The organism is Psychrobacter sp. A3 (genome assembly GCF_028823565.1).
Taxonomy (GTDB): domain Bacteria; phylum Pseudomonadota; class Gammaproteobacteria; order Pseudomonadales; family Moraxellaceae; genus Psychrobacter; species Psychrobacter celer.
The window spans coordinates 18910-39854 of the sequence record NZ_JAPEHS010000011.1 but is presented as its reverse complement, the minus strand read 5'-3'; the positions used below and the strand labels follow the sequence as shown (position 1 = coordinate 39854).

General features: G+C 46.1%; 18 protein-coding genes and 1 pseudogene. 7 read left to right on the top strand and 12 right to left on the bottom strand.

Annotation, left to right across the window (positions count from 1 at the left end):
- Positions 1 to 111: 111 nt before the first annotated feature.
- From NK638_RS03300 to NK638_RS03275, 6 genes are all read right to left on the bottom strand, one after another.
- Complete coding sequence (locus NK638_RS03300) at positions 112 to 726, bottom strand: hypothetical protein (protein WP_274631933.1); 615 nt, start codon at positions 724 to 726, stop codon at positions 112 to 114.
- A 115-nt stretch (positions 727 to 841) separates the two neighbouring features.
- Positions 842 to 1276 (bottom strand): secondary thiamine-phosphate synthase enzyme YjbQ, encoded by a 435-nt coding sequence (locus NK638_RS03295; RefSeq protein WP_274631932.1) that lies wholly within the window; start codon positions 1274 to 1276, stop codon positions 842 to 844.
- Between the two features lie 106 nt (positions 1277 to 1382).
- Positions 1383 to 3359, bottom strand: a complete 1977-nt coding sequence (gene mnmC, locus NK638_RS03290; RefSeq protein ID WP_274631939.1) for an FAD-dependent 5-carboxymethylaminomethyl-2-thiouridine(34) oxidoreductase MnmC — start codon at positions 3357 to 3359, stop codon at positions 1383 to 1385.
- Between the two features lie 170 nt (positions 3360 to 3529).
- Complete coding sequence (locus NK638_RS03285) at positions 3530 to 3967, bottom strand: hypothetical protein (protein ID WP_274631931.1); 438 nt, start codon at positions 3965 to 3967, stop codon at positions 3530 to 3532.
- Entirely contained in the window at positions 3964 to 4290 is a 327-nt protein-coding gene (locus NK638_RS03280) for a YciI family protein (RefSeq protein WP_274631930.1), read from the bottom strand. Before NK638_RS03280 ends, NK638_RS03285 begins: the two co-directional genes overlap by 4 nt.
- 191 nt (positions 4291 to 4481) lie before the next feature.
- Positions 4482 to 5033, bottom strand: coding sequence for an inner membrane-spanning protein YciB (locus NK638_RS03275; RefSeq protein WP_274631929.1), 552 nt, complete (start codon positions 5031 to 5033; stop codon positions 4482 to 4484).
- A gap of 375 nt (positions 5034 to 5408) precedes the next feature.
- Between NK638_RS03275 and NK638_RS03270 the strand changes: the two genes are divergently transcribed.
- Together NK638_RS03270 and NK638_RS03265 are read left to right on the top strand one after the other, a co-directional pair.
- Positions 5409 to 6290 (top strand): PHP domain-containing protein, encoded by an 882-nt coding sequence (locus tag NK638_RS03270; RefSeq protein ID WP_198335392.1) that lies wholly within the window; start codon positions 5409 to 5411, stop codon positions 6288 to 6290.
- Positions 6291 to 6578: 288 nt separating this feature from the next.
- Positions 6579 to 8042, top strand: a complete 1464-nt coding sequence (locus tag NK638_RS03265) for a GGDEF domain-containing protein (RefSeq protein WP_274631928.1) — start codon at positions 6579 to 6581, stop codon at positions 8040 to 8042.
- On the opposite strand, the gene truD is transcribed toward NK638_RS03265, so the two are convergent.
- Positions 8039 to 9232 (bottom strand): tRNA pseudouridine(13) synthase TruD, encoded by a 1194-nt coding sequence (truD, locus tag NK638_RS03260; protein ID WP_274631927.1) that lies wholly within the window; start codon positions 9230 to 9232, stop codon positions 8039 to 8041. The genes NK638_RS03265 and truD overlap by 4 nt on opposite strands.
- A 312-nt stretch (positions 9233 to 9544) precedes the next feature.
- On the opposite strand from truD, the gene NK638_RS03255 reads away from it, so the two are divergent.
- Both NK638_RS03255 and NK638_RS03250 read left to right on the top strand, forming a co-directional pair.
- The gene (locus tag NK638_RS03255; RefSeq protein ID WP_274631926.1) at positions 9545 to 11146 is read left to right on the top strand and encodes an FAD-dependent oxidoreductase; all 1602 of its coding nucleotides are present in this window, start codon (positions 9545 to 9547) and stop codon (positions 11144 to 11146) included.
- 96 nt (positions 11147 to 11242) lie between these two features.
- Positions 11243 to 11884: a GNAT family N-acetyltransferase gene (locus tag NK638_RS03250; protein WP_274631925.1), complete on the top strand. Its 642-nt coding sequence runs from the start codon at positions 11243 to 11245 to the stop codon at positions 11882 to 11884.
- Between the two features lie 9 nt (positions 11885 to 11893).
- On the opposite strand, the gene NK638_RS03245 is transcribed toward NK638_RS03250, so the two are convergent.
- The 4 genes and pseudogenes from NK638_RS03245 to NK638_RS03230 all read right to left on the bottom strand — a co-directional run bounded on the left by NK638_RS03245 (position 11894) and on the right by NK638_RS03230 (position 15077).
- Positions 11894 to 12058: a hypothetical protein gene (locus NK638_RS03245; RefSeq protein ID WP_226941366.1), complete on the bottom strand. Its 165-nt coding sequence runs from the start codon at positions 12056 to 12058 to the stop codon at positions 11894 to 11896.
- A gap of 186 nt (positions 12059 to 12244) precedes the next feature.
- Positions 12245 to 13658: pseudogene (gorA, locus tag NK638_RS03240) on the bottom strand (glutathione-disulfide reductase).
- 177 nt (positions 13659 to 13835) lie between these two features.
- Complete coding sequence (locus NK638_RS03235) at positions 13836 to 14288, bottom strand: threonine/serine exporter family protein (RefSeq protein ID WP_068037441.1); 453 nt, start codon at positions 14286 to 14288, stop codon at positions 13836 to 13838.
- On the bottom strand, positions 14289 to 15077 hold the full coding sequence (locus NK638_RS03230; protein ID WP_274631938.1) for a threonine/serine ThrE exporter family protein: 789 nt from the start codon (positions 15075 to 15077) through the stop codon (positions 14289 to 14291).
- A 117-nt stretch (positions 15078 to 15194) separates the two neighbouring features.
- Here NK638_RS03230 and NK638_RS03225 point away from each other — a divergent pair, with 117 nt between their 5' ends.
- The 3 genes from NK638_RS03225 to NK638_RS03215 all read left to right on the top strand — a co-directional run bounded on the left by NK638_RS03225 (position 15195) and on the right by NK638_RS03215 (position 17352).
- Complete coding sequence (locus NK638_RS03225) at positions 15195 to 15476, top strand: DUF503 domain-containing protein (protein ID WP_274631924.1); 282 nt, start codon at positions 15195 to 15197, stop codon at positions 15474 to 15476.
- Positions 15477 to 15594: 118 nt separating this feature from the next.
- Complete coding sequence (locus NK638_RS03220; RefSeq protein ID WP_274631923.1) at positions 15595 to 16302, top strand: NACHT domain-containing protein; 708 nt, start codon at positions 15595 to 15597, stop codon at positions 16300 to 16302.
- A gap of 39 nt (positions 16303 to 16341) precedes the next feature.
- Positions 16342 to 17352 (top strand): NACHT domain-containing protein, encoded by a 1011-nt coding sequence (locus NK638_RS03215; protein WP_274631922.1) that lies wholly within the window; start codon positions 16342 to 16344, stop codon positions 17350 to 17352.
- Between the two features lie 69 nt (positions 17353 to 17421).
- On the opposite strand, the gene uvrA is transcribed toward NK638_RS03215, so the two are convergent.
- Positions 17422 to 20334, bottom strand: a complete 2913-nt coding sequence (uvrA, locus tag NK638_RS03210; RefSeq protein WP_274631921.1) for an excinuclease ABC subunit UvrA — start codon at positions 20332 to 20334, stop codon at positions 17422 to 17424.
- Positions 20335 to 20945 lie beyond the last annotated feature (611 nt).

The following is a 20945-nucleotide window of genomic DNA, read 5'->3' as shown; positions in this document are numbered from 1 at the left end:
GGCACACGTTATGGTCGTGTGCCGCCTTTTTTATTGCTTAAAATATTATTCTTAAGAGTATTCTTAAGAGGCTTAAGGCATTTGTCTTTTAATAAGTTGCCAGTTGATAATTTACTCAGTGACGACTTCTGCTTCAGCACTGACTGCATCAAAGCTAGTGACTTTATTGTTTTGGATAAGATCAATGGTACCGCCACCTACATGACTCACTAATTGGACGTTACCGTCAGCTGAGCGATATGTGGGGTTGTTACCTTGGCCTTCTGGTGCGCTGAGTGTCAACTTTGGCTGATTGGGGCGAGTGACGATGGCATTGAGTACGCCCGCCGCCGAGGTCTCAAAAGTGACGGATAATGACTCGCCAGCTGCGCTTATATAACGCACATCGGTGATTTGTGCGCCTTTAATGGCTTGCTCTGGACTAGGGGTTACAGCGTTATTTGATGCCGTTTTAGTCTCTTCAAGGTCTTGTTCCAGTTCAGTCAAACTCACATCGCGCTCTGAATCAGTAGCAGTCTGCGCTGAGTTCGGTACCTCCTCTATACTGTCATCTGCCGCTTCATTGACATTGACATTGATATTTGTCGTTACTGGCGTTGTCTGTGTTGACGTTTCAGATGGTGTTTCGGCAGATTCTTCGGGTTCTGGCGTTTCTTGACAGGCAGTCAGCAAAAACACACTCAAAAAAATAGCAGGTGCACTGAGGCAGTAAGTGTTAGCGTTCAAAAAGCTGAGCCGTTTTGGTAAACAGGTTTTCATAGTCAGGTTTATCCGTTAATAGCGCGCTATATCAATGTGGCAATTTGCAAGGGTCAGCCTGCCATCTCATCACTATATAGTATTACGTATTGACTGTAATAACCAGCTTACGCTGTCCGCCATAACCCTTCAAGTCTCTGTGCTCACATAAGTAAACCCCTTGCCACATCCCCAAACCCAAGACACCATCTATCAGAGGAATGGTTAAACTGACACCTATCATTATGCTTTTGAGATGCGCGGGTAGATCATCGGAGCCCTCTAAGGTATGACGGTACTCTGGCTGATCGGCTGGGGCGATTTTATTGAGCCAATCCTCTGTGTCCAACCTTACATCTGGGTCAGCATTTTCATTAATGGCGAGACTGGCTGACGTGTGTTGCAAAAACAAATGAACCAGCCCCGCTTTGGCGCTGGACGGTATGAGCTGAGCAATGGCTTCCTCGATGATAGGCGTGATGACATGGATGCCACGCGCGTAGGCAGGTAGCTTAAGGGTGGTTTGATGATAGCTCATGATGCTTATCTCATTGTCGGAATGAATATTAAATAAAGATATCACAAGATAATATGAATCGTCGAAAGCGTTGTTTTGATGTACATAAATATCATCCTAAATGATATTAAGTGAGCGGTGTTTGCAAACGGGTACGATTGGGCGATAGGCGTGCTTGCATCGCTGCCGACAACGGTGCAAACGAGCCGAGCATCATATCTGCCAATGTTTCAGCGCATATGGGGGCTAATGCATAGCCTTTTGCGCCCATTGCACTCATTGTCCAAATCCGCTCGCTGTTGGCTAGCGGCCCAACGATTGGATGATAGTCAGGCGTTTGCGTACGAATGCCAGCACGCCCGTGCCATCCGCTGGTGTCAGTCGGAATGAGACTGTCCATCTCAGGAATGGCAGTGACGAGCTTGTCGCGGCTAATCTGATGCTCTTCATCACGGATATCGGTGCCTGTGTCATTACGCACAAAACTCGCCCCTAACAATAAATGTGTTGTACCTTCTACCACATCGTTTAACTCGTTATCGCCAGCGTGCGCGGTAAAGGGGGTACAGTAACCGCTGTATTTAAGTGGTACTTTCGGTAAGTTTGTAAGCTCAGCGGCGGTCGGCGTAAACCAAGAGAGCTGACCGCGTATTTTACGGCAATCAAAAATGCGTCGATCTAGCTTATGACTCTCAAATGCGGCGCAAATCACTACGTTATCAGCATCAAGAGAGACGGTGTTGTTTGCCTGATCATTACCTTTAATCGTAGTGGTTTGCGCCGTCTCGCTAATATCGTAAACGTCTATTTGCTGAAAGTGGATGAGCGGATGCGTCAGAACGACGTCTTTTAAGGCGTGCGGATTGACCAAGCCAGACTGTGGTAAATATAAGTTTTTTGTTAAGTCTTGCGCGGTTAGTCCGCTAATACTTTGGGCTTGTTCATGAGATAAAGTGGTCGCCATCTCATTGGGATAATCTGCAATCTGTTCGGTGCCGATATTGGCTTTTATCAGCAAATCGAGCGCGCCTGTCGGCTCAAGCACTGGCGCTAGCTGCTGCTGCGTAGCCTTGTCATTGAGCGTTCGATATAGTCTGCTACTATAGAGATAGCCGATAGTATGCAGATGCTCGTCGACATGATGGATGGGCGTCATTTTGGGCGCGAGTAGGGCGCGCGGATTGCCTGACGCCCCTGCCAACGGTGCCGTTTTATCCAGCAAGGTCACCTGGACACCGCGATTGGCCAGCGTCCACGCCATCATCAGCCCTGAGATGCCAGCACCAATGACGATACTATGGCCATTATCTATAGCTTGGTGGTCAGCCGCTCGGTTATCAGTGTGGCCAGATATCTCATCGCTTACTGGCGCTGGCATGATGGCAGTGAGCATCTCACGCTTGCGGCCAAAGCCTTTGACTTTTTGGATCTCAAAGCCGCAGCTCTGTAGCGCCCGTTTGACGATGCCGGCGCAGCTATAAGTGGCCGCGGTTGTGCCAGAGCGGGAGAGACGCTGAATTTGTGCAAAGATATTTTGAGCCCATAAGGTGCTGTTGCACGACGGCGCAAATCCGTCCAGATACCAAGCATCGACAGCAGGCGCTGGCGTTAGGTACGTCCCTGATGCCAATTTGGTTAAGCTATCCGCAGCATCGCCCAACCATATATCGACCGTTAAGTTGTCATCAAAAAAACGCAAGCGATGACAGCCTGCGATGAGCGGCGGATAAGCGGCCAAAAACTGCTCAATCAGCTCGGCCAGCTCAGGCGCACGCTGTGCCCATAAGGCTAAAATTTGAGTAAGATCCGTGAGCGGTATCGGGAATTTTTCTGTGGTAATAAAATGCAGCTTCGCTGTGGCTAAGTGCGGATGCATGTCACGCAGCGCACGCCAGAGCTGCCACGTTGCCAATAAATTTAGCCCTGTGCCGAGTCCCAACTCCGCGATGCTAAAGCATTGCATTGGCGCAAGGTTTGCCAAGCGCTCGGCGAGTTGGTTGTGTGCCAAAAACACGTAGCGCGACTCTGCGAGACCGTCGGCATGGGAAAAATACACATCACCAAACTCACCAGATACCGGTACCTGATTGCCCGTGTCATCCATTTGCCAGTCAATCTTAGCAGGGCGGATGGCAGAAGGCTGTGGTGAATGACTGTTTGGCGACTGAGTATCTGGCTGTCTATTTGGCAAGGAGGCAGATGTACTGCTGTTTTTTGGGGCGGCGTTAGACATAAATGGTCACATCAGACAAAGCAAAAAGACGATAAATAAAACTACCAGCGCTCACGGCGGACAAACACAAGCCACGAGATAAAAATACCCACAAGCAAGCTGATCAAAACCGTAAAAGCGCCATATAAAAACAACTGGCCCTTACTCTCATATATCAAGACATTGACTTGGGTTTGTAAGTCATTCACTTGCCGCTGCAATTGGGCATTACGGCTAAGGAGCTGCTGATTGGCATCGGAGAGCGCTTGACTGGACGGCTGCAACTGCGCGGCCAAGGTGTTATTGATATTAAGGCTGGCGTTGGTACCCGCTGCAGGCGGTGCGGCTTGCTCTACCAAAGGGGCGGCAGTGCTGGCAGCCGTATCGGTGACGCTCGGCGCTGCATAAGCAGACTGCGCGGCCAGCGCCATGACCAACAACACTCCAGCAAGCGCAGACGTAGAGCCAAGCGTATTTAGTACAGAGGGGTATCGGCTCACGGTTTGGTCACTTGTGCAGCGTCGTTGCCAGATTTTGGCAACGTATGAATAAAAGGTTTGATATCGACATGACTATAGACGCCATCACGTAGGTAGGGCTCGTCGTTTGCCCACGCCTGCGCCGCCTCGATAGAGTCAAAGTCAGCGATGATTAAGCTACCTGACATTGCCTCCAAACCGTGTTCGATAGGGGTAGGGCCTGCGATAATTAGGCGGTTTTCTTGGTCGAGTGCCTGTAGACGGGCGACGTGCTCAGCGCGGGTAAGTTGACGCTGCGCGTGGCTATCGGCTACGTCATGACCGATGATGGCAAATAAGGACATGAGACTTCCTCATAAAATAAACAGTAAATAAAAGGGATGAATGTTCAACACGCTCTAACCACATGAGCTGATAAAAAATCGCGAGTATCGATACAAACGTGCCAAGATGGCATCATGATGGTCGCGATTGGCATTTAGCTGGCGCTGCAAATTATTATAAAATCATAGAAATCATAATGCGCGCGACTTTGCTATTTTGCCGACTTATCCGTCAATGCTGGATTGAGATACTTTTTTAGTACTGCAAACTGAGCGACGACAAACACCAACATAATTGGAATCCAGCCATAAGTTTTAAAGTTGATCCAAGCTTCATCTGACATCATAAACGCTGTGATATAATGCAAGATGCCCATAAAGGCAAAAAACAACCCCCACGCGACAGTCAGTTTTTTCCAGCCGCTCATCGTCAGTGAAAAGACATCTTTCATCGCCAATTGCATCAAGGGTTTATTGATCGCGGCACTGACAATCAGCGTTAAGGCAAAGATGCCGTTGATGATTGGCGACTTCCAGCGTAGATAGACATCATCACGCAGCAATAACGTGCCACCACAGAACAAAATGGTCAATAACAAAACGACCCATTGCTGTTTATCAAATTTGCCTTTTTGCCGAATGAAGTGAATGGCATAAACGAGGATGGTGGCGATCAGTAGCGCACCCGCCGCCGCCAAGATACCACTGTAACGAGCAGCGATAAAAAAGGCAATTAAAGGAATAAAGTCTAATAAGGCTTTCATAGCAAGTGGGATGTCCAACAAAAACGTATGGGGTAGTTTACACGTCTACTGCGGCAAAAAAAAGCAAACAACGCGATAATCATACGATATCACAAGCCTGCGCGCCAATAGTCAGTGCGGCTTATCAGTCGTGCTACTGCTATATCGAAAGGGTTGTTGCTGATGCGCGGGCGCGCCGAGTTATTATTGACTTTTTATATCGTTAACTCACTTTAAAACCGATACAGTGCAGCTGGAATGAATTGTGCGCAGCATCTGTCAGCGTAGACACCGCAAGCAAGGAAAATTTATACCAGTTGCCCGTTCATATGAGCGCATCGATTTTATTTCAAACTGACTATACTTTTATATACTGTTAAAGCTAAGGCTTATTTTATGAAATTTGATTTACATTGTCACAGTACCTGCTCTGATGGTACTTATGCACCGACCGAAGTGGTGCAACGTGCCCACGCAGCTGGCGTCAATGTATTGGCACTGACCGATCATGATACGCTGGCAGGGATTGATGAGGCGCGGGCAGCGGCGACGGCCTGCGGTATGCAGCTGATTAATGGAGTTGAGATTAGCTGTGAGCATACGCTCAGCGGCGGCTATGGCAAAAACAAATCAACCAAAAAAATCATCCATGTGCTGGGGCTGGATTTTATTGACCGAGATAAAATGCACGCAACTTTGCAGCAATTACAAGACAGCCGCGCCAGTCGCGGTCAGAAAATCACTGAAAAGCTTAGTGAGTTATTAAGTCTCGATTATGAGGAGCTGTGGCAGGCCGTACTGGATAAAGCCGGTGGCAACCCGCAAGGGGTCGGACGCGCTCATATCGGTCAGGTACTGTTTGAGCGCGGCGACGTCAAAACGGTACAAAAGGCCTTTGACAAATATCTGGCGGATAATAAACCTGCCTATGTGGCGATCGATGCGCTTAGCATGGCTGAGGGTATCGAGCTGATACATGCGTGTGGCGGCAAGGCTGTATTGGCGCATCCGACGCGTTATCATCTCTCAGCCACGCGGGTGCGTAAGCTGGTCGAAGAGTTTGCTGGGCTAGGCGGCGATGGTTGTGAGCTGCCTGCCACCAGTGAGCCTATCAGCACCCGCCGCATGGTCGACCGTAGTATCGCTGCCAATAATTTGGTGGCTTCGGTTGGTAGTGACTTTCATGGTAGCAATATGCCGTGGCGGCGCTTGGGCGACGTTCCTGTATTGACACCTGACCAACAAGGCGTCTGGCAGTCGTTTACCACGCTTGGCTAACGGCTCATATACATCTGTCTAGAAGCGCGAGGCCGCCGCTTATTTAGTTACACTTTGAGGTGAGCGTTTGTCTAATAAATAGCCAAAACAGATTGAAACCTCAGAAAAATCTTGCCACACTTAAGTGGTGGCCAGCGTTTGTACGATGGGTAGGACGTTTATCTCTTACGCACGCAGCTATCTGAGCTTATATTTAATAGACGCTTATTTTATATAGCAGTTGTAGTCGTTGGTTGCTTTCACTCATGTTATGTCTGGTGTATTTACATTTTTTGCGGTAGCCAAATTATGTCTGTATCGGTTCTTCATTTAGGCTACAAGCGACTCTCACGAGCAATCTTCGAATGGCAAGCTGCTGATAGGACTGCTTTGTTGGCAGTGTTTATCTTGATGGAGGTGTTTTTACACTGGCTTTGGTGTGCGTTTGTCTGGTGGTATCAAGATGCCTTAGGCGCTTATGTTTATATTCATCTGTTGTATCCGCTGTGGCTTGGTATCACGGTAATGGGTGTGTTTTTTTGGGGTATTGCACGCCATCTGTCGCGTCTTAAACGGCAAACGACTGCCATAAAAAACAAAAACTTAAATAAATGGCAGCTGCTGTTGGTAGTGCCTTATACCTTCTATATCGCCACTGTGATCATCATGGTCGGTTATAGCAGTTTGTTTGCGGGTGTCTCGCTGGTAGGCGGTGCGATGCTTGGGATGATGCTGATCAAACGCCGCTATGCGTGGCGTGTATTTTTGCTACAGATTGCTCTGATTTTATTGGCTATCTTGGCGCCTTACTTCGGTATTCATCTGCCCAACTTGCGTCAACTGACGTTTGTTTATCCATTTTTAGACAGCCAAAACTATCTGACGTATAACGAGCTGATGGCGATCGAAAACACGCTTGCCACCTCGGTGTTTAAGGGGGTGACGTTAGACTGGTCGAGTATCAGCGAGCTACAGCGCTCTTCGACGTTTTTTTGGCGCGCAACCCACGTGCTACTGGCCTTACCCAAAGCAATCTTTATTGTTTATATGTTTCGTACGTTGTTGTTGATATTAGATGACAGCAAAAACGAGATATTAAAGCATGCCAATCAAGACGAGCTAACCCAGCTCAAAAATCGTCGATACGGTTTGACGCAGATGAAGCAAGCGCTAAAAGAGCTACAAGATGGGCAGGACTTTAGCGTTATCTTACTAGATTTGGATTGGTTTAAAGACATCAATGACACCTATGGTCATGAGGTCGGCGATCAGGTGTTGTTTGAAGTGGCGCAGACGCTGACGCAGGCATTGACCGATGCGGCCATCGTAAGCCGCTATGGCGGCGAAGAGTTTTTGATTGTCCTGCCAGCCACGAGTCATGATGGGGCGATGCTCATCGCCGAACAGCTCCGCAAAGACATCAGCAAGCACATCATCAAGGTCGATGATAATGAGGCGTTTAGCGTCACCGCAAGCTTGGGGCTATACACGTTCACTCACGAACAAAGCGTGTGTATGAAACAAGCCCGTACGGAGCAGCTACAGTTAGAGGCGGCGCTGCAACCAGCGCCCGCAGGCAAACCCCGCCATCACAGATCCGCCTTACCGCCAGAGTACCAGACCCTTTTGCCACCTGATATTTGCCAGCGTTTAATCTGTACAGCGGACAAGGCGCTCTATGAAGCAAAAGACCGTGGCCGCGACCAAGTGGTCAGTGCCAATCATATGTTCGACAGCGAAAATAGCCACCATGTGATGCTGTGTGGTATCTAAGCTGAGCCCAACTGTAAATGCTGGACGATGCTGGCCAGTACACTGGTGGCAAAGCTGCCAGTCGTCAAGGTAAAGCTCAGTATCAGCGCTTGCTCATTACTATCGGACGCATCTAACCACTCCCAGCTTAGCGATTCAATCGGCAAACGCAGTGCTCGGCGCTGGGCTTTGACATCGCGCTGCTCTAAGCCCATGGCCAGCTGTGTCAATAAGGCATTATTTTTTACAATGTCGCTCTCAAGCTGCGCTGCCATGCCGCTGACCTTATCGTTACCCACGCCCCACAGCACGCCAGTCGGATGAATATCACCACTCATCACCCGTGCGCGTAAGGCATCGTCTATTGCCTCACTGCCAAATATCGAGCCTGAGCCGTCTAAGTTAAATACCTCACCTGCCAGCCCAGTATCCCAGTTGCCTACGCGGACTCTGGCTGCCAATATCTCATTAAATATCAGACTGCGAGCCGCAGACAGCTCCATGGCGTTTTGCTCACGTGGCGCGCGTTTGCGTTTACTCTTTTTGGTTTTTGGTTTGCTCGCCGGTATGGGACGAGCAAATAGCCGTAGGGCTTCTGCGATGTTGTTGCCTTCATAACCAAAACGCTGGGGGCCAAAGTAATTGGGCACGCCTGTTTTGCTGATAGTAGCCAGATGTTGCTCGGTTGCCTGCTTGGCGTCAGTAGCTGCGATATTACTGGCAAACTCGATCTCTCGTAGGGTAATGGTAAATTGATTGGCCCGGTGAGTACCGCGATTGAGCTTTTTGTGGTGCCAATGCTGGGCGATGATGGTGACGGACTCGTTTTCACTGATGTCTACTGGGGCAAACTCAGAGGTGGGCAGTTGCTTTTTGGGGATTCTTAAGCTAAACCACTGCGTCGTTAGCGCTTGGCGATCTTTAAGTCCCGAATAACCAACATCGCGCAGAGGTATCTCTGCCCATTCAGAGAGTAATTTAGCTAAATAAGCGGTATTAATCCCTGATTTCTCTATATGTAGCCATAAATGCTCGCCTGCATCTGTGAAGTCTACCTCTAACCGCTCATTGACCACAAAGTCTTCAGGCTTAGCTTTATAGAGCGCCTGTTTGATAGGTGGCGTCATAGGCTGAGGTAGATCAGCGCAATTGGTTACTGCCGCAAAGTCGATAGTGGTAAGGTCAAGATGTTGATTCTTCATAGCAGTCATAAGTTAGTCATTTGATAGGTGATAAAAGAGTGAGTGAGAATTTTTTATAAATCAATGAATAAAGTAGCATAAACGCTTAACGCTTAAACTATCGAGTTTTGGATTAACCGCTGAAAAGTTACGATTTGCAACGCGCTAGATATACAAAAAAACATCGCTCGCCAAGTGGTCTTGCTACTATTAAAGGTAACGCCATTTTTAATGGTACTTATTTATCTGTAATATCAAAAAAGTAGTGCTTCACAATCAGCCTAGTAGAAGCAACTAACGATCAATACCTAATAATGAAATAGCAAACGTTAAGGATAACTTATGACTGACAATAACAAAATTACTATTAGCGCAGAGGGTATAAAAGATGGCGGTATGAAGTCGTTCAAACAAGACGATGATAGTATCATTTTAATCACCCGCGATGGCGATGAGTTTAACGCTTTTGATGGTAAATGTACCCATGCAGGCGCGGACTTAGGTGAAGGACTACGCTGCGGTAATCGCGTGATTTGTCCTTGGCATCACGGCACTTTTGATAGTACTGATGGCTCGCTGATAGAGCCGGTTGCGATGAAAAGCTTGACGCGCTATAGCGTGACTAAGCAAGGCGACAACTTAATCGTTGATACGACTAGCAATATCAACGAGCGAGCAGATAACGATCAGCTCGCTAATACGCATACCATCATCGTCGGCGGCGGCGGTGCAGGCTTTATGACCGCCAATCAGCTACGTCACACTGGTTATGGCGGCAAAATCACCCTAATCAGTGCCGACAATAAAGCGCCTTATAATCGCCCTTTGTTGTCCAAAGCGTTTTTAGCAGGTCAAATGGATGAGGGTAAACTTATTTTAGGCGGCTCAAATTGGGCTAATAGAAACAATATCGACTTGCGTCTGAATCAGCGAGTCAGCGAAATATTGCCCAATGAGAACGCTATTATTATCGAAAATAACAACGGCGATAATGAAAAACAAAGCGCAGACTTTTTGGTGGTGGCGACCGGCGCTGAACCTAAGATACCACCGTTTAAAGGTGCTGATCTTGCAAGCGTGTTTACGCTACGTAGCATGAGCGACGCCAAAGCCATCAAAGAGGCCAGCCAAGATAAGCAGGTGGTCATTGTGGGTACTGGGTTTATCGGCATGGAAGCTGCAGCGGCGTTATCGCAAGCAGGCGAGGCCGCCTCAATCACTGTCGTTGGTCGTAGCGCGCGGGTAATGAGTAATATTGTCTCTGAAGCGGTGAGTAATGCGCTCATCAAACTGCATGAAGAAAATGGGGTGCGCTTTGTGTTTGATGCAGGTGTTGAGAGCATCGATGGAGACGGCAGTCACGTCAGCGGTGTCACACTGTCAGACGGCAGTACGCTGGCAGCGGACGTGGTGGTTTTGGGTACGGGCGTGGCACCACGTACCGAGCTATTAAATGAAGTAAATGACCCCGATGGCGTACAAGTCGATAACGAGTTGCAGCTGCGCGATGGTGTGTATGCGCTAGGCGATATTGCCAAAGCCACCAATCAGATGGGACGGATGCGTATCGAGCATTGGCGCGTGGCCTTACAGCATGGCATGGTAACGGCTGCTGCCATCTTAAATGAAGACAATGACCACTCGCTAGAGGAGCGTATTCCTTTCTTTTGGACGGCGCAATATGGCAAGAGCCTGCGCTATAGTGGTCATGCCGCGACGCCAGATAAAGGCATTTTATTTGGTACGCCTGACGATTTAGATTACATCGAGTACTATTTTGATGACGAAGGAGAGAGTACTCGCGCTAGTGCCGCCAGCTCCCTAGGCCGAGACAAAGAGCTGATTGCTTTTAGCGAATTATTACGCCGAGGTCATGCGCCAACCCGCGCTCAAATCAATGCAGGATTCGATATTATCGAGCAAGCCCATGCGCTATCACCATAGACTAATTAGCGGTTAATAATTATCATAAAGGCTGTCCTAGTATATTAGGTCAGCCCTTTTTATTAGCAATCATGTTTAGCCCGAGAGAGTACCCAAATGACTGATACCGCGAAAAACAAAAAAACTGACGATGACACTGCTGACAAAGCAGCAAAAGTATTTTTACGGCAAGCGGATGCTAATGATGTGAGCGCTTTAGAGCAACTCTTAAACCTCTGCTATCGCCAAGATGAAGGCTGGACCAATGAGGCCGATTTGGTGGGCGGTATTCGCACCACGGCAGACGAGCTAGCTGGCGTCATTGCCAATCCTAAGCACTATGTTTTTGTTTATCCACAGACCGATACCGGCGAGCGCGGCGGCAAGGAGATAGGCGAGCTATTGGGCTGCATAGCTGTCGATATAAAGGTCGAGACAGATTCAGATAAAAAATCTCATAGCAACAAAGCTTATATCGGTATGTTTGCCGTGCATCCAGAGCTACAAGGAGCGGGCATCGGTAACGTGATATTGCAGGCCGCCGAAACTTTCGCTGAAAGACATCTAAAAAGTAACAATCAACCCACCTGTCTTACTATGTCCATCTTAAGTCACCGCCCTGAATTATTGGCTTATTATCAGCGCCGCGGTTATCAGCTAAATGGCAATAGTATGCCGTTTCCTGTCGATGGTAATAATGGCGAGCCTAAGCGCGATGACTTAGTACTATTGGAGCTTGAGAAAATCGTTAACGCATAACAGCGGACTTTATGCGCCCCAAAAGTGACCAAAAGTCATAAACAGCCCAATGCTGAGCAAGATAAATGCCACAATAATTAAGCGCTTGAACCAGTTAAAAGCAGGCAAGCGGGTCGCAGGGTCATCAGACATCAAAAACGCAAACAAGAACAATAAACTTGCTGCTAAAGTCATAATGCCTAAGCCCACGGGTAATATAAAAAGGTACACATGCCACACAGTCATCTCGCAACGGTCATTATTAAACGCATCATAGCAGTATCAGGATTGTGCTGTCTGTATGTGGTTTTACACTAAAGCAAAAATAGACAATAAAAAAGGCCATTTGTTAAAAATAGCCTTTATTCTCATTCAGTCTGTCTAACGCATCGTCACAAACTCTTCTGCACCGGTTGGATGAATAGCAACGGTATTATCAAAGTCTGCTTTGGTCGCGCCCATCTTCACTGCTACGGCAAACCCTTGCAGCATCTCATCGACACCGTAACCGATGCCATGTAGGCCAATGATTTTCTCCTCCTCACCTAAGCACACCAGCTTCATCACGCACTTTTGGCGATGCTGAGTCACCGCGCTATACATCGAGGTAAAGGTCGAGGTGTAGCACTTAATGTTGTCTTTGCCATATTGCGCCACCGCGTCAATCTCAGATAAACCAATAGTACCGATAGCGGGATGAGTAAATATAACCGTCGGTATCAAATCATAAACCAAATGCTCATCGGTCTTGTTGTTAAACAAGCGCTCAGACAGACGCCTACCAGCGGCGATGGCAACTGGTGTCAGATCAATACTATAGGCGCTCAGACAGACGCCTACCAGCGGCGATGGCAACTGGTGTCAGATCAATACTATTTTCGATAATATCACCGACCGCGTAAATACCATCGACATTGGTATTTTGGAATTTATCGACTTTGATTTTGCCAAACTCGGTGGTTTCTACGCCCGTTACTTGTAGGTTGATGTTGTCAGTAGACGGCGCGCGCCCAATTGCCCAAATCAAGCAATCGACCGTATCAAGCGTGCCATCTTTAGTACATAGCTCTAAACAGCCATCTTCGTTTTTATTGACTTCGGTAAGGGTGGTGTTGGTATGCAGATGAATACCGTCTTGCTCCATCTCTATGAGCAAGGTCTCAACGATAGTATGATCAAACGAGCGCAGCGGCGAATGCTGACGCACGTATAGATGCACCTCAGCGCCTAAGCTGTTCAGCACGCCTGCGATTTCAACAGCAATATAGCCTGCGCCTGCGATAGCGACGCGTTTGGGCAAATGAGTCAATTTAAAAAAACCATCAGAATCGATACCGTGCTCTGCGCCTTTGATATTAGGCTTGATAGGATGACCGCCCGTCGCAATCAAAATATGGTCAGCAGTGATTTGCTCGCCATTGACCTCAACCGTATTGGTATCGACGAATTTAGCAAAGCCTTTAATCACTTCCACGCCGTTTTTGGCTAAGTTATTGTCATAAGCGCGATGGATATTCTCGATGTACTGCTGACGGCTTTGAATGAGTTTTTGAAAATCGAAATTCTTTAACTCAACCTCGAATCCGTAGTCTGGCGCGTACTTCTCAATCGCCTCAGCGACTTGCGCGCCGTACCACATCACCTTTTTGGGTACGCAGCCCCAATTGACGCAAGTGCCGCCTAATTCATCCGCTTCGATAATCGCGCACTTTTTGCCATAGCTTGCTGCACGGTTAATGGAGGCAATACCGCCGCTACCGCCGCCAATGGAAATATAATCATAATGCTTTGTCATTGTTATGTCTCTTCATTAAGTTTCGGTACAGTTTTGGACTCTATTGTAATGGGTATGGATAATCCATCTTACAAGTTTTTTATCATAAGGGTGTGCCAGCTAGCATCAGTTTATAAAAGTATTTAAACAAAAATAGCCTAACACATAATAATCTCATTTAAACCCACTTAAACCTGCCTAGACTATGGCACGCCGTCTATAAAATAACAGCCCAGGAATGGACAAGCCCAGTACCAATCCTGAGGTAACAAACAAGGCTTCGAATAAATACACCATCATTTGGCTAAATAGCTCGTCTGAAAAGCCAAAGTAACCAATCTGCACCATACTGACCATCGCCTTATAAGCGGCGATACCTGGCATCATACAGATGACGCTGGGGGAGATTAACGCTTTGGGCGGTAGGGTATATTTTTTAGAAAAGTACACCCCCAAAAAGCTGGCGAGCATTGCGCCAAAAAAGCTGGCCACCACCAGATGTATATGCTGATAGACAAGCGCTGTTTTTAACCCAAAGCCAAACGCCGTCATTAGCAGACACGGCAAAATATAGCGTTTGGGCACGCTGAACATCAGCGTCCAGCCAAGGGTAATAATACATGACAGCACAACGGTCTCAATAAACCACATCTAAAACCCCCAGTGCTGTATGCGTAGTAACACCAGCGCCATCACAATGCCCACACAGGCGGATAAGGTCAGCATATAAGTAAAAACCGCACGTCCAATCCCAATATTGACATAGCCTTTTAAGATATCGGACAAAGAGTTAATCAGCGGAAAGCTTGGAATCAGTAGCAACACGCTAGAAGCCACGGCAATATCGGCATTATTGCCAATATCAAAGTAATAGGTCGTCGCGCCAATCAAAGAGGCGATAAAGGCCGTCACAATGACGGTGATAAAAGGGTTAAAGTGATGCTTTGCTAAGTAGATGCGGGTGAACATTGCCACCATACCAGCGATAAATGTCACCGCCGTAATCGACCAGCTGCCGCCATTAAGATTCGCAAACGCCGCACATGACGCACCAACAAAGATGCCCACTAGCCATGTCGGATACACGGTTTTATCCAACTCATCAAACGCAAGCGTTGTGCGGTCAATCAAATCATTACTATTGATAGTGGCTTCGGTTTTATTGACGATTTGCTGGATTTGTACCAATAAATTGACATTGATGCTCTGATTGATCGTATCTCGGGTGGTGGTGATACAGCGCTCATTACAGATAGTCGTCAAAGTGATCGCATTAAAATTTAGCGAACACTCGACGCTACTCATTCCCAATGCAAACCCCAAACGCTTCGATAAGTCCACTACCACGGCAGACTCAGCGCCATACTGCATAAGCAGTAAGCCGCAGCGCACGCATAATCGAGTAATGCGCTGTTGCTGTACATAGCTGATAGAGGTCATTGGAGGAATATGCATATTGGCTGCGATATCGATATGGATAGAGGTAAAGATAGCATAACTTGCCTTGCTTATTTGCTACTATTATAAAGCGTAAACCACTGTCACAAGGAGAATAAAATGCATATCGTCATTCTAACTTTGACCTTTTCTTTACCTGGCTGTAGCTCATTAAAAGAAAAGCGCCAACGTATGGGCGGCCTGCACGCACGTTTTGGCAATACGCCAAGCGTCGCCGTCTGTGAGAGCGGCGCGCGCGATCGGCATGATGCCAGCGAATGGACATTCGTTATAGTCGGACTCTCTAAACGGGACATCGAGTCGCAATGCAGTCAGATCGAAGAAAAAATAGAACGCACGGTGGATGCAAGGATAATGAATGTTGAGCGGGAGTTTATTTAGGGTTAAAAAAAGCTAACACTTACTTGATAAATCAATGAGTATTGTAATTTTTAGCTACCCTGCGTGCTATAATTTTTATATTTATATTTGAGCAAATGAACGTAATAGGATTAATCTTATGTTGTTAACTGGAGCGGTAACAGGTATAGCTGGAATGAAGTTAGCAGATGAACTCAAAGAACCAGTAAAAAAGGCATTTGGATGGTTGTTTGAAAAAAGCAAAAACAAATATGATGAACATAAACTAGAACAAGCACTTAATAATTTATCAGATAAAATTATTAAAGTTACTAAAGTTAAAACCATCTACAAAGGTGACGACAGTATAGATTTACACGAGTTTTATATACCTACTAGAATTGAAAGTATAACTACTTCTATCAAGTTTGTGACTGATATAGGTGAGCAGTCTATGGTTCTTGAAGGTACAGTAGGGCAGGGTAAATCTATTTTCATGCGCTATTTAACTTCTCAAGAAGCAAAGAAAGGACAACGTATCCCTTTATTTTATGAACTACGTCGCTTGGACGATAATGACACATTAACTAATGCTTTAAGTAAGCAGATAAATAACTGGATAAATGAATTTGAAGTATCAGATTTCGATAGAGTTGCTAAAACAGGCGATTTAGTAATATTTTTGGATGGTTTTGATGAAGTGCCTCATGATAAGGTCAAAAATTTGCTCAACGAAATCGAGGGATGGTGTGAGCGTTATCCGAAAATGCAGATTATTATTAGTTCAAGACCCGAAGCAGATATACAGCGTTCAAACTACTTAAAGGTATTTAAACTATCTGAATACCGATTTTACGAGCAATGCTAATTAATCGATAAATTAGTTGAAGAACCTGAAAGTAATTCATTGTTAAAACAAGCTATTAAAGATAGCAACACGGAAATTCAGGAGTTATTACAAACTCCTTTAATGGTTACACTCTTCGTAATGAATTACAGAGGAAGTCTAGAAATACCAACTAATCAGCATGAATTTTACAAAAATCTATTTACAATTTTGATATCTCGTCACGATAAGACAAAACCGGGGTTTAGAAGAGAAGCAAATAGTGGATTAAATGAAGTGGAACTACAAGAGATTTTTGAGGAATTTTGTTTCATTACCTTTAGTATGGATATACTAGTATTTGATGATAGTAAAGCGATTGAAGTAATAAAAGAATGTCTTGAAAATCAAAATATAAGCGATAATCCTAGACTGGTTCTAAAAGATTTATCTAGAAATCTATGTTTAATTTTGAAAGATGGTCTCGAGTATACCTTCGTTCATAAAAGCATCCAAGAGTTTTACTATGCTTCATTTGTCTATAATCAACCTGAAATGAAAGTTGAATTCTACGAAGACTGCACTTTTAGTTTTTGGCAAGGTAAACATAATATTATAAGTTTTCTAGAGAGTATGGATACTTACTATTTCTATAAAAATTTTGCCTTGCCTATTTTCAATGATTACATTGATAAATTTAGTATCAATAATGAATACAATACATTAATAGATTTTTTGTATTACACAAAAGTTGATGTTGCTGAGATAGAAGAAAATATAAAAATAGATTTTGTTTTCAAGGATTTTCATAAGAGACCTTACAGTTATTTTAATATGTTGTATAGAGATATAGCTATGATTCTTCTGTCCCCTGAAGCGAATAGAGAGCGCATCAATATGTTTAGTGCAGTTTCTAATATCGATTTGGAAAAAAGTAAAAAAATTGAAGAGGTTTTTAGCCGAGAAGAGTATTCAAAAATATTAAGTAGCTTACAGAATCTAGAGAAGAAGATTTTAGAACACAGGGAATATATGTTGAGATTCATTGATAAGAAAGACTCCAGCAAATATAGAAAATATTTGAATATATAAGGTAATGATGAACGCAAAAAAGGCCACCCTATAAAGAGTGGCCTTTTATTAATTAATCAATGATTTGTCTTAGCTGACGTCTTTGAGTCCTTCCTCAAGCATCGGCTTCAAAAACTCACCCGTGTGTGAGCCTTCGACCTCTGCGACCTCTTCTGGCGTACCCTCCGCGATAATCATGCCGCCGCCTTTACCGCCTTCAGGGCCAAGATCAATCACCCAATCCGCGGTTTTGATGACATCCAAGTTATGCTCAATGACCACGATGGTATTACCTTTATCGCGTAGCGCATGCAAGATATTAAGCAGCTTATCAATATCATGGAAATGCAAACCTGTGGTTGGCTCATCCAAGATATAGAGCGTCTGTCCCGTGTCGCGTTTGGCAAGCTCGCGTGCTAGTTTCACCCGCTGCGCTTCACCGCCAGATAGGGTCGGTGCAGACTGACCCAAGCGAATGTAGCTCAGTCCCACATCCATGAGCGCTTGCAGGCGACGATAGATCGCTGGAATCGCCGAGAAGAACTCAGTGGCGTCCTCTACCGTCATCTCGAGCACGTCGGCGATGGTTTTGCCTTTATAGTGAATCTCTAAGGTCTCGCGGTTATAACGCTTGCCTTCACAGGTGTCACACGGCACATACATATCCGGTAAGAAATGCATCTCAACTTTGATGAGACCGTCGCCTTGGCACATCTCACAGCGTCCGCCTTTGACGTTGAAGCTAAAGCGCCCAGCTTTATAACCACGTGCGCGGGCTTCTGGTGTCTGGGCGAACATCTCACGCACGGGAGTGAAGACGCCAGTATACGTCGCAGGATTGGAGCGCGGGGTACGACCAATTGGGCTTTGATCGATATCGACCATTTTGTCCAAATGCTCAAGACCGCTAATGCTGTCATGCTTATCCGCGATTAGCGTTGAAGCATTGTTTAACTGAGTTGCAGCGATAGGCATAAGCGTACGGTTAATCAGCGTTGATTTACCAGAACCCGATACACCCGTGACACAAGTCATCACCCCAACGGGCAGGCTCAGATCGACGTCTTTTAGGTTGTTGCCTGAGGCGCCTTTGAGCTCGATCGTCATCGGTACCTTTTTAGTTTTGGCTTTCGCTTTACCTTTAACCTCGACCTCTACGGTTTTGGCTTTATGCCGCACTTTTGGTATCTCAATGCGTTTTTCGCCCGACATATATTGTCCGGTGAGCGAGTCTGGCGTTGCCATCACTTCATCGACCGTGCCCTCGGCGATGATATGACCACCGTGTACGCCAGCCCCAATACCGATATCGATGACGTGATCCGCTTGACGTATGGCATCTTCATCGTGCTCAACGACCAGTACGGTATTACCCAAATCACGCAGGCGTGTTAAAGTTTTAAGCAAGCGGTCGTTATCACGCTGATGCAAGCCAATGGACGGCTCATCGAGCACATACATCACGCCCATCAGACCGGCACCGATTTGACTGGCCAAACGAATACGCTGCGCTTCACCGCCGGATAGGGTTTCGGCAGAGCGCGCTAGGGTTAGATAATCGAGGCCAACGCTGACCAAGAAGTTTAAGCGCTCGTTAATCTCTTTAAAGATCTTCTCTGCCACTTCACCTTTATGACCGTCAATCTTTAGAGTCTTATAATAGTCCGCCGCGTCGCCAATGGAGAGCTTGACGATTTCAGCGATGGTTTGTTCATCGACACGCACGTTACGCGAGATTTCATTTAGGCGCGCACCATCGCAAACGTTACACGTGGTGTCAGCCAGATACTTTGCCAGCTCGTCACGCACTAAGTTGCTTTGCGTTTTGGCATAACGGCGCTCAAGATAGGGTAGTACGCCTTCAAAAGGAACGGTTTTATTGGTTTTACGTCCGCGCTCATCGGTAAAGTTAAAGGTGAGCTTCTCTTTACCTGAGCCATGCATGATCAGCTCTTGCTGCTTTTTGGGCAGCTCCGTCCACGGCGTATCCATATCGATATTAAAATGGTTACAAACGGTGGTTAGCAGCCCAAAATAGTACGAGTGGCGCTTATCCCAACCGTTAATCGCGCCTTGATTGAGCGTCTTATCAACATGAGTAATGAGCTTTTCAGCAGCGAAATACTGACGCTTACCGAGTCCATCACAAGTTGGGCAAGCACCGTAGGGGTTGTTAAAACTAAACATGCGCGGCTCAAGCTCAGGTACAGCGCGATCACAAATCGGACAGCTGTGCTTGGCAGACATCACTTGATTATCAGAGCCGCCCTCAGTAGGGTTACCATCCATAAAGTGCAGCGTCACTAGACCTTGTCCCAAACGTAGCGCCGTCTCCAAGCTCTCAGCGACGCGGTTACCTAAGTTATCACGTACTTTAAAGCGGTCAACCACCACTTCGATGGTGTGCTTTTTCTTCTTATCGAGCGTCGGTAGCTCGTCAGTATCATAGACATGACCATCGACGCGTACGCGTACAAACCCTTGACCGATCAGCTGCTCAAATAGGACCGTATGCTCTCCTTTACGCTCACGCACTACTGGCGCAAGGATCATAAGCTTGGTCTCATCGGGGAGTGCCATAACCTGATCGACCATTTCGGTGACAGACTGCGCTACCATGGGTTCACCATGCTCTGGGCAATAAGGCGTGCCGATACGGGCATAGAGTAGGCGCAGATAGTCATAGATCTCGGTGATGGTACCAACCGTCGAGCGTGGGTTATGGTTGGTCGATTTTTGTTCGATGGCAATCGCAGGGGAGAGTCCCTCGATGCTATCAACTTCTGGTTTTTCCATTTGTGAGAGAAACTGACGCGCATAGGCGGACAGACTCTCGACATAACGACGTTGCCCTTCAGCATACAAGGTGTCGAAGGCCAATGACGATTTACCAGAGCCTGATAAACCTGTGATTACCACGAATTTATCGCGTGGGATATCAAGATCAATGTTTTTTAAATTATGAGTACGTGCGCCGCGTATTGCAATGTGGTCATTTGCCATCGTTTATGGGTTTCCTATTTGCTAAAAGAGTATTGGGAAATATCTCAAATGAAAAGGTAAATACAGATCAGTAAAATTATTGGTAAAAAACGCGAATGATTTCTAAATTTATAATGTCGTTATAAATAGCTCTGTTATAAAAACTATGGTTATAAATAGTGCTTTTATAAAGTGTTCATACGTTCGTGAAGTAAGGGCTATACATGCCAATTTACTGTTTGCTTATTTTGCAGTCTTTGATGCGATTGATTTCTGTTCGACTAAGCAAATCTAAATCAAATCCCTGATAAGTAACAGGCATCGTTTGTTATGGTTTTGACCAAAAATGTCATTTTACAGAGGAGTTTGTCGTTTGAACTGTCGTTCGAGCTAATGAATAATAATGTTTATAACGCCTTACTTTATTGTTATGGCGACCGCATTATTCAAGGTGTGATTGCGCATCTGACGCAGTTGGTAACAAAATAATTGCGTAGTATGAATGGCTTGGGTTGATGCGTCAGTAAGACAAAAGTCAAAAGTCTCGGCAACCAAACGGCGAATGTCTTATACTAGGGGGCTTGATTTATAGGCCAGTGTCTTGATAAACCAGTAGTGATAAAGCATGGTGC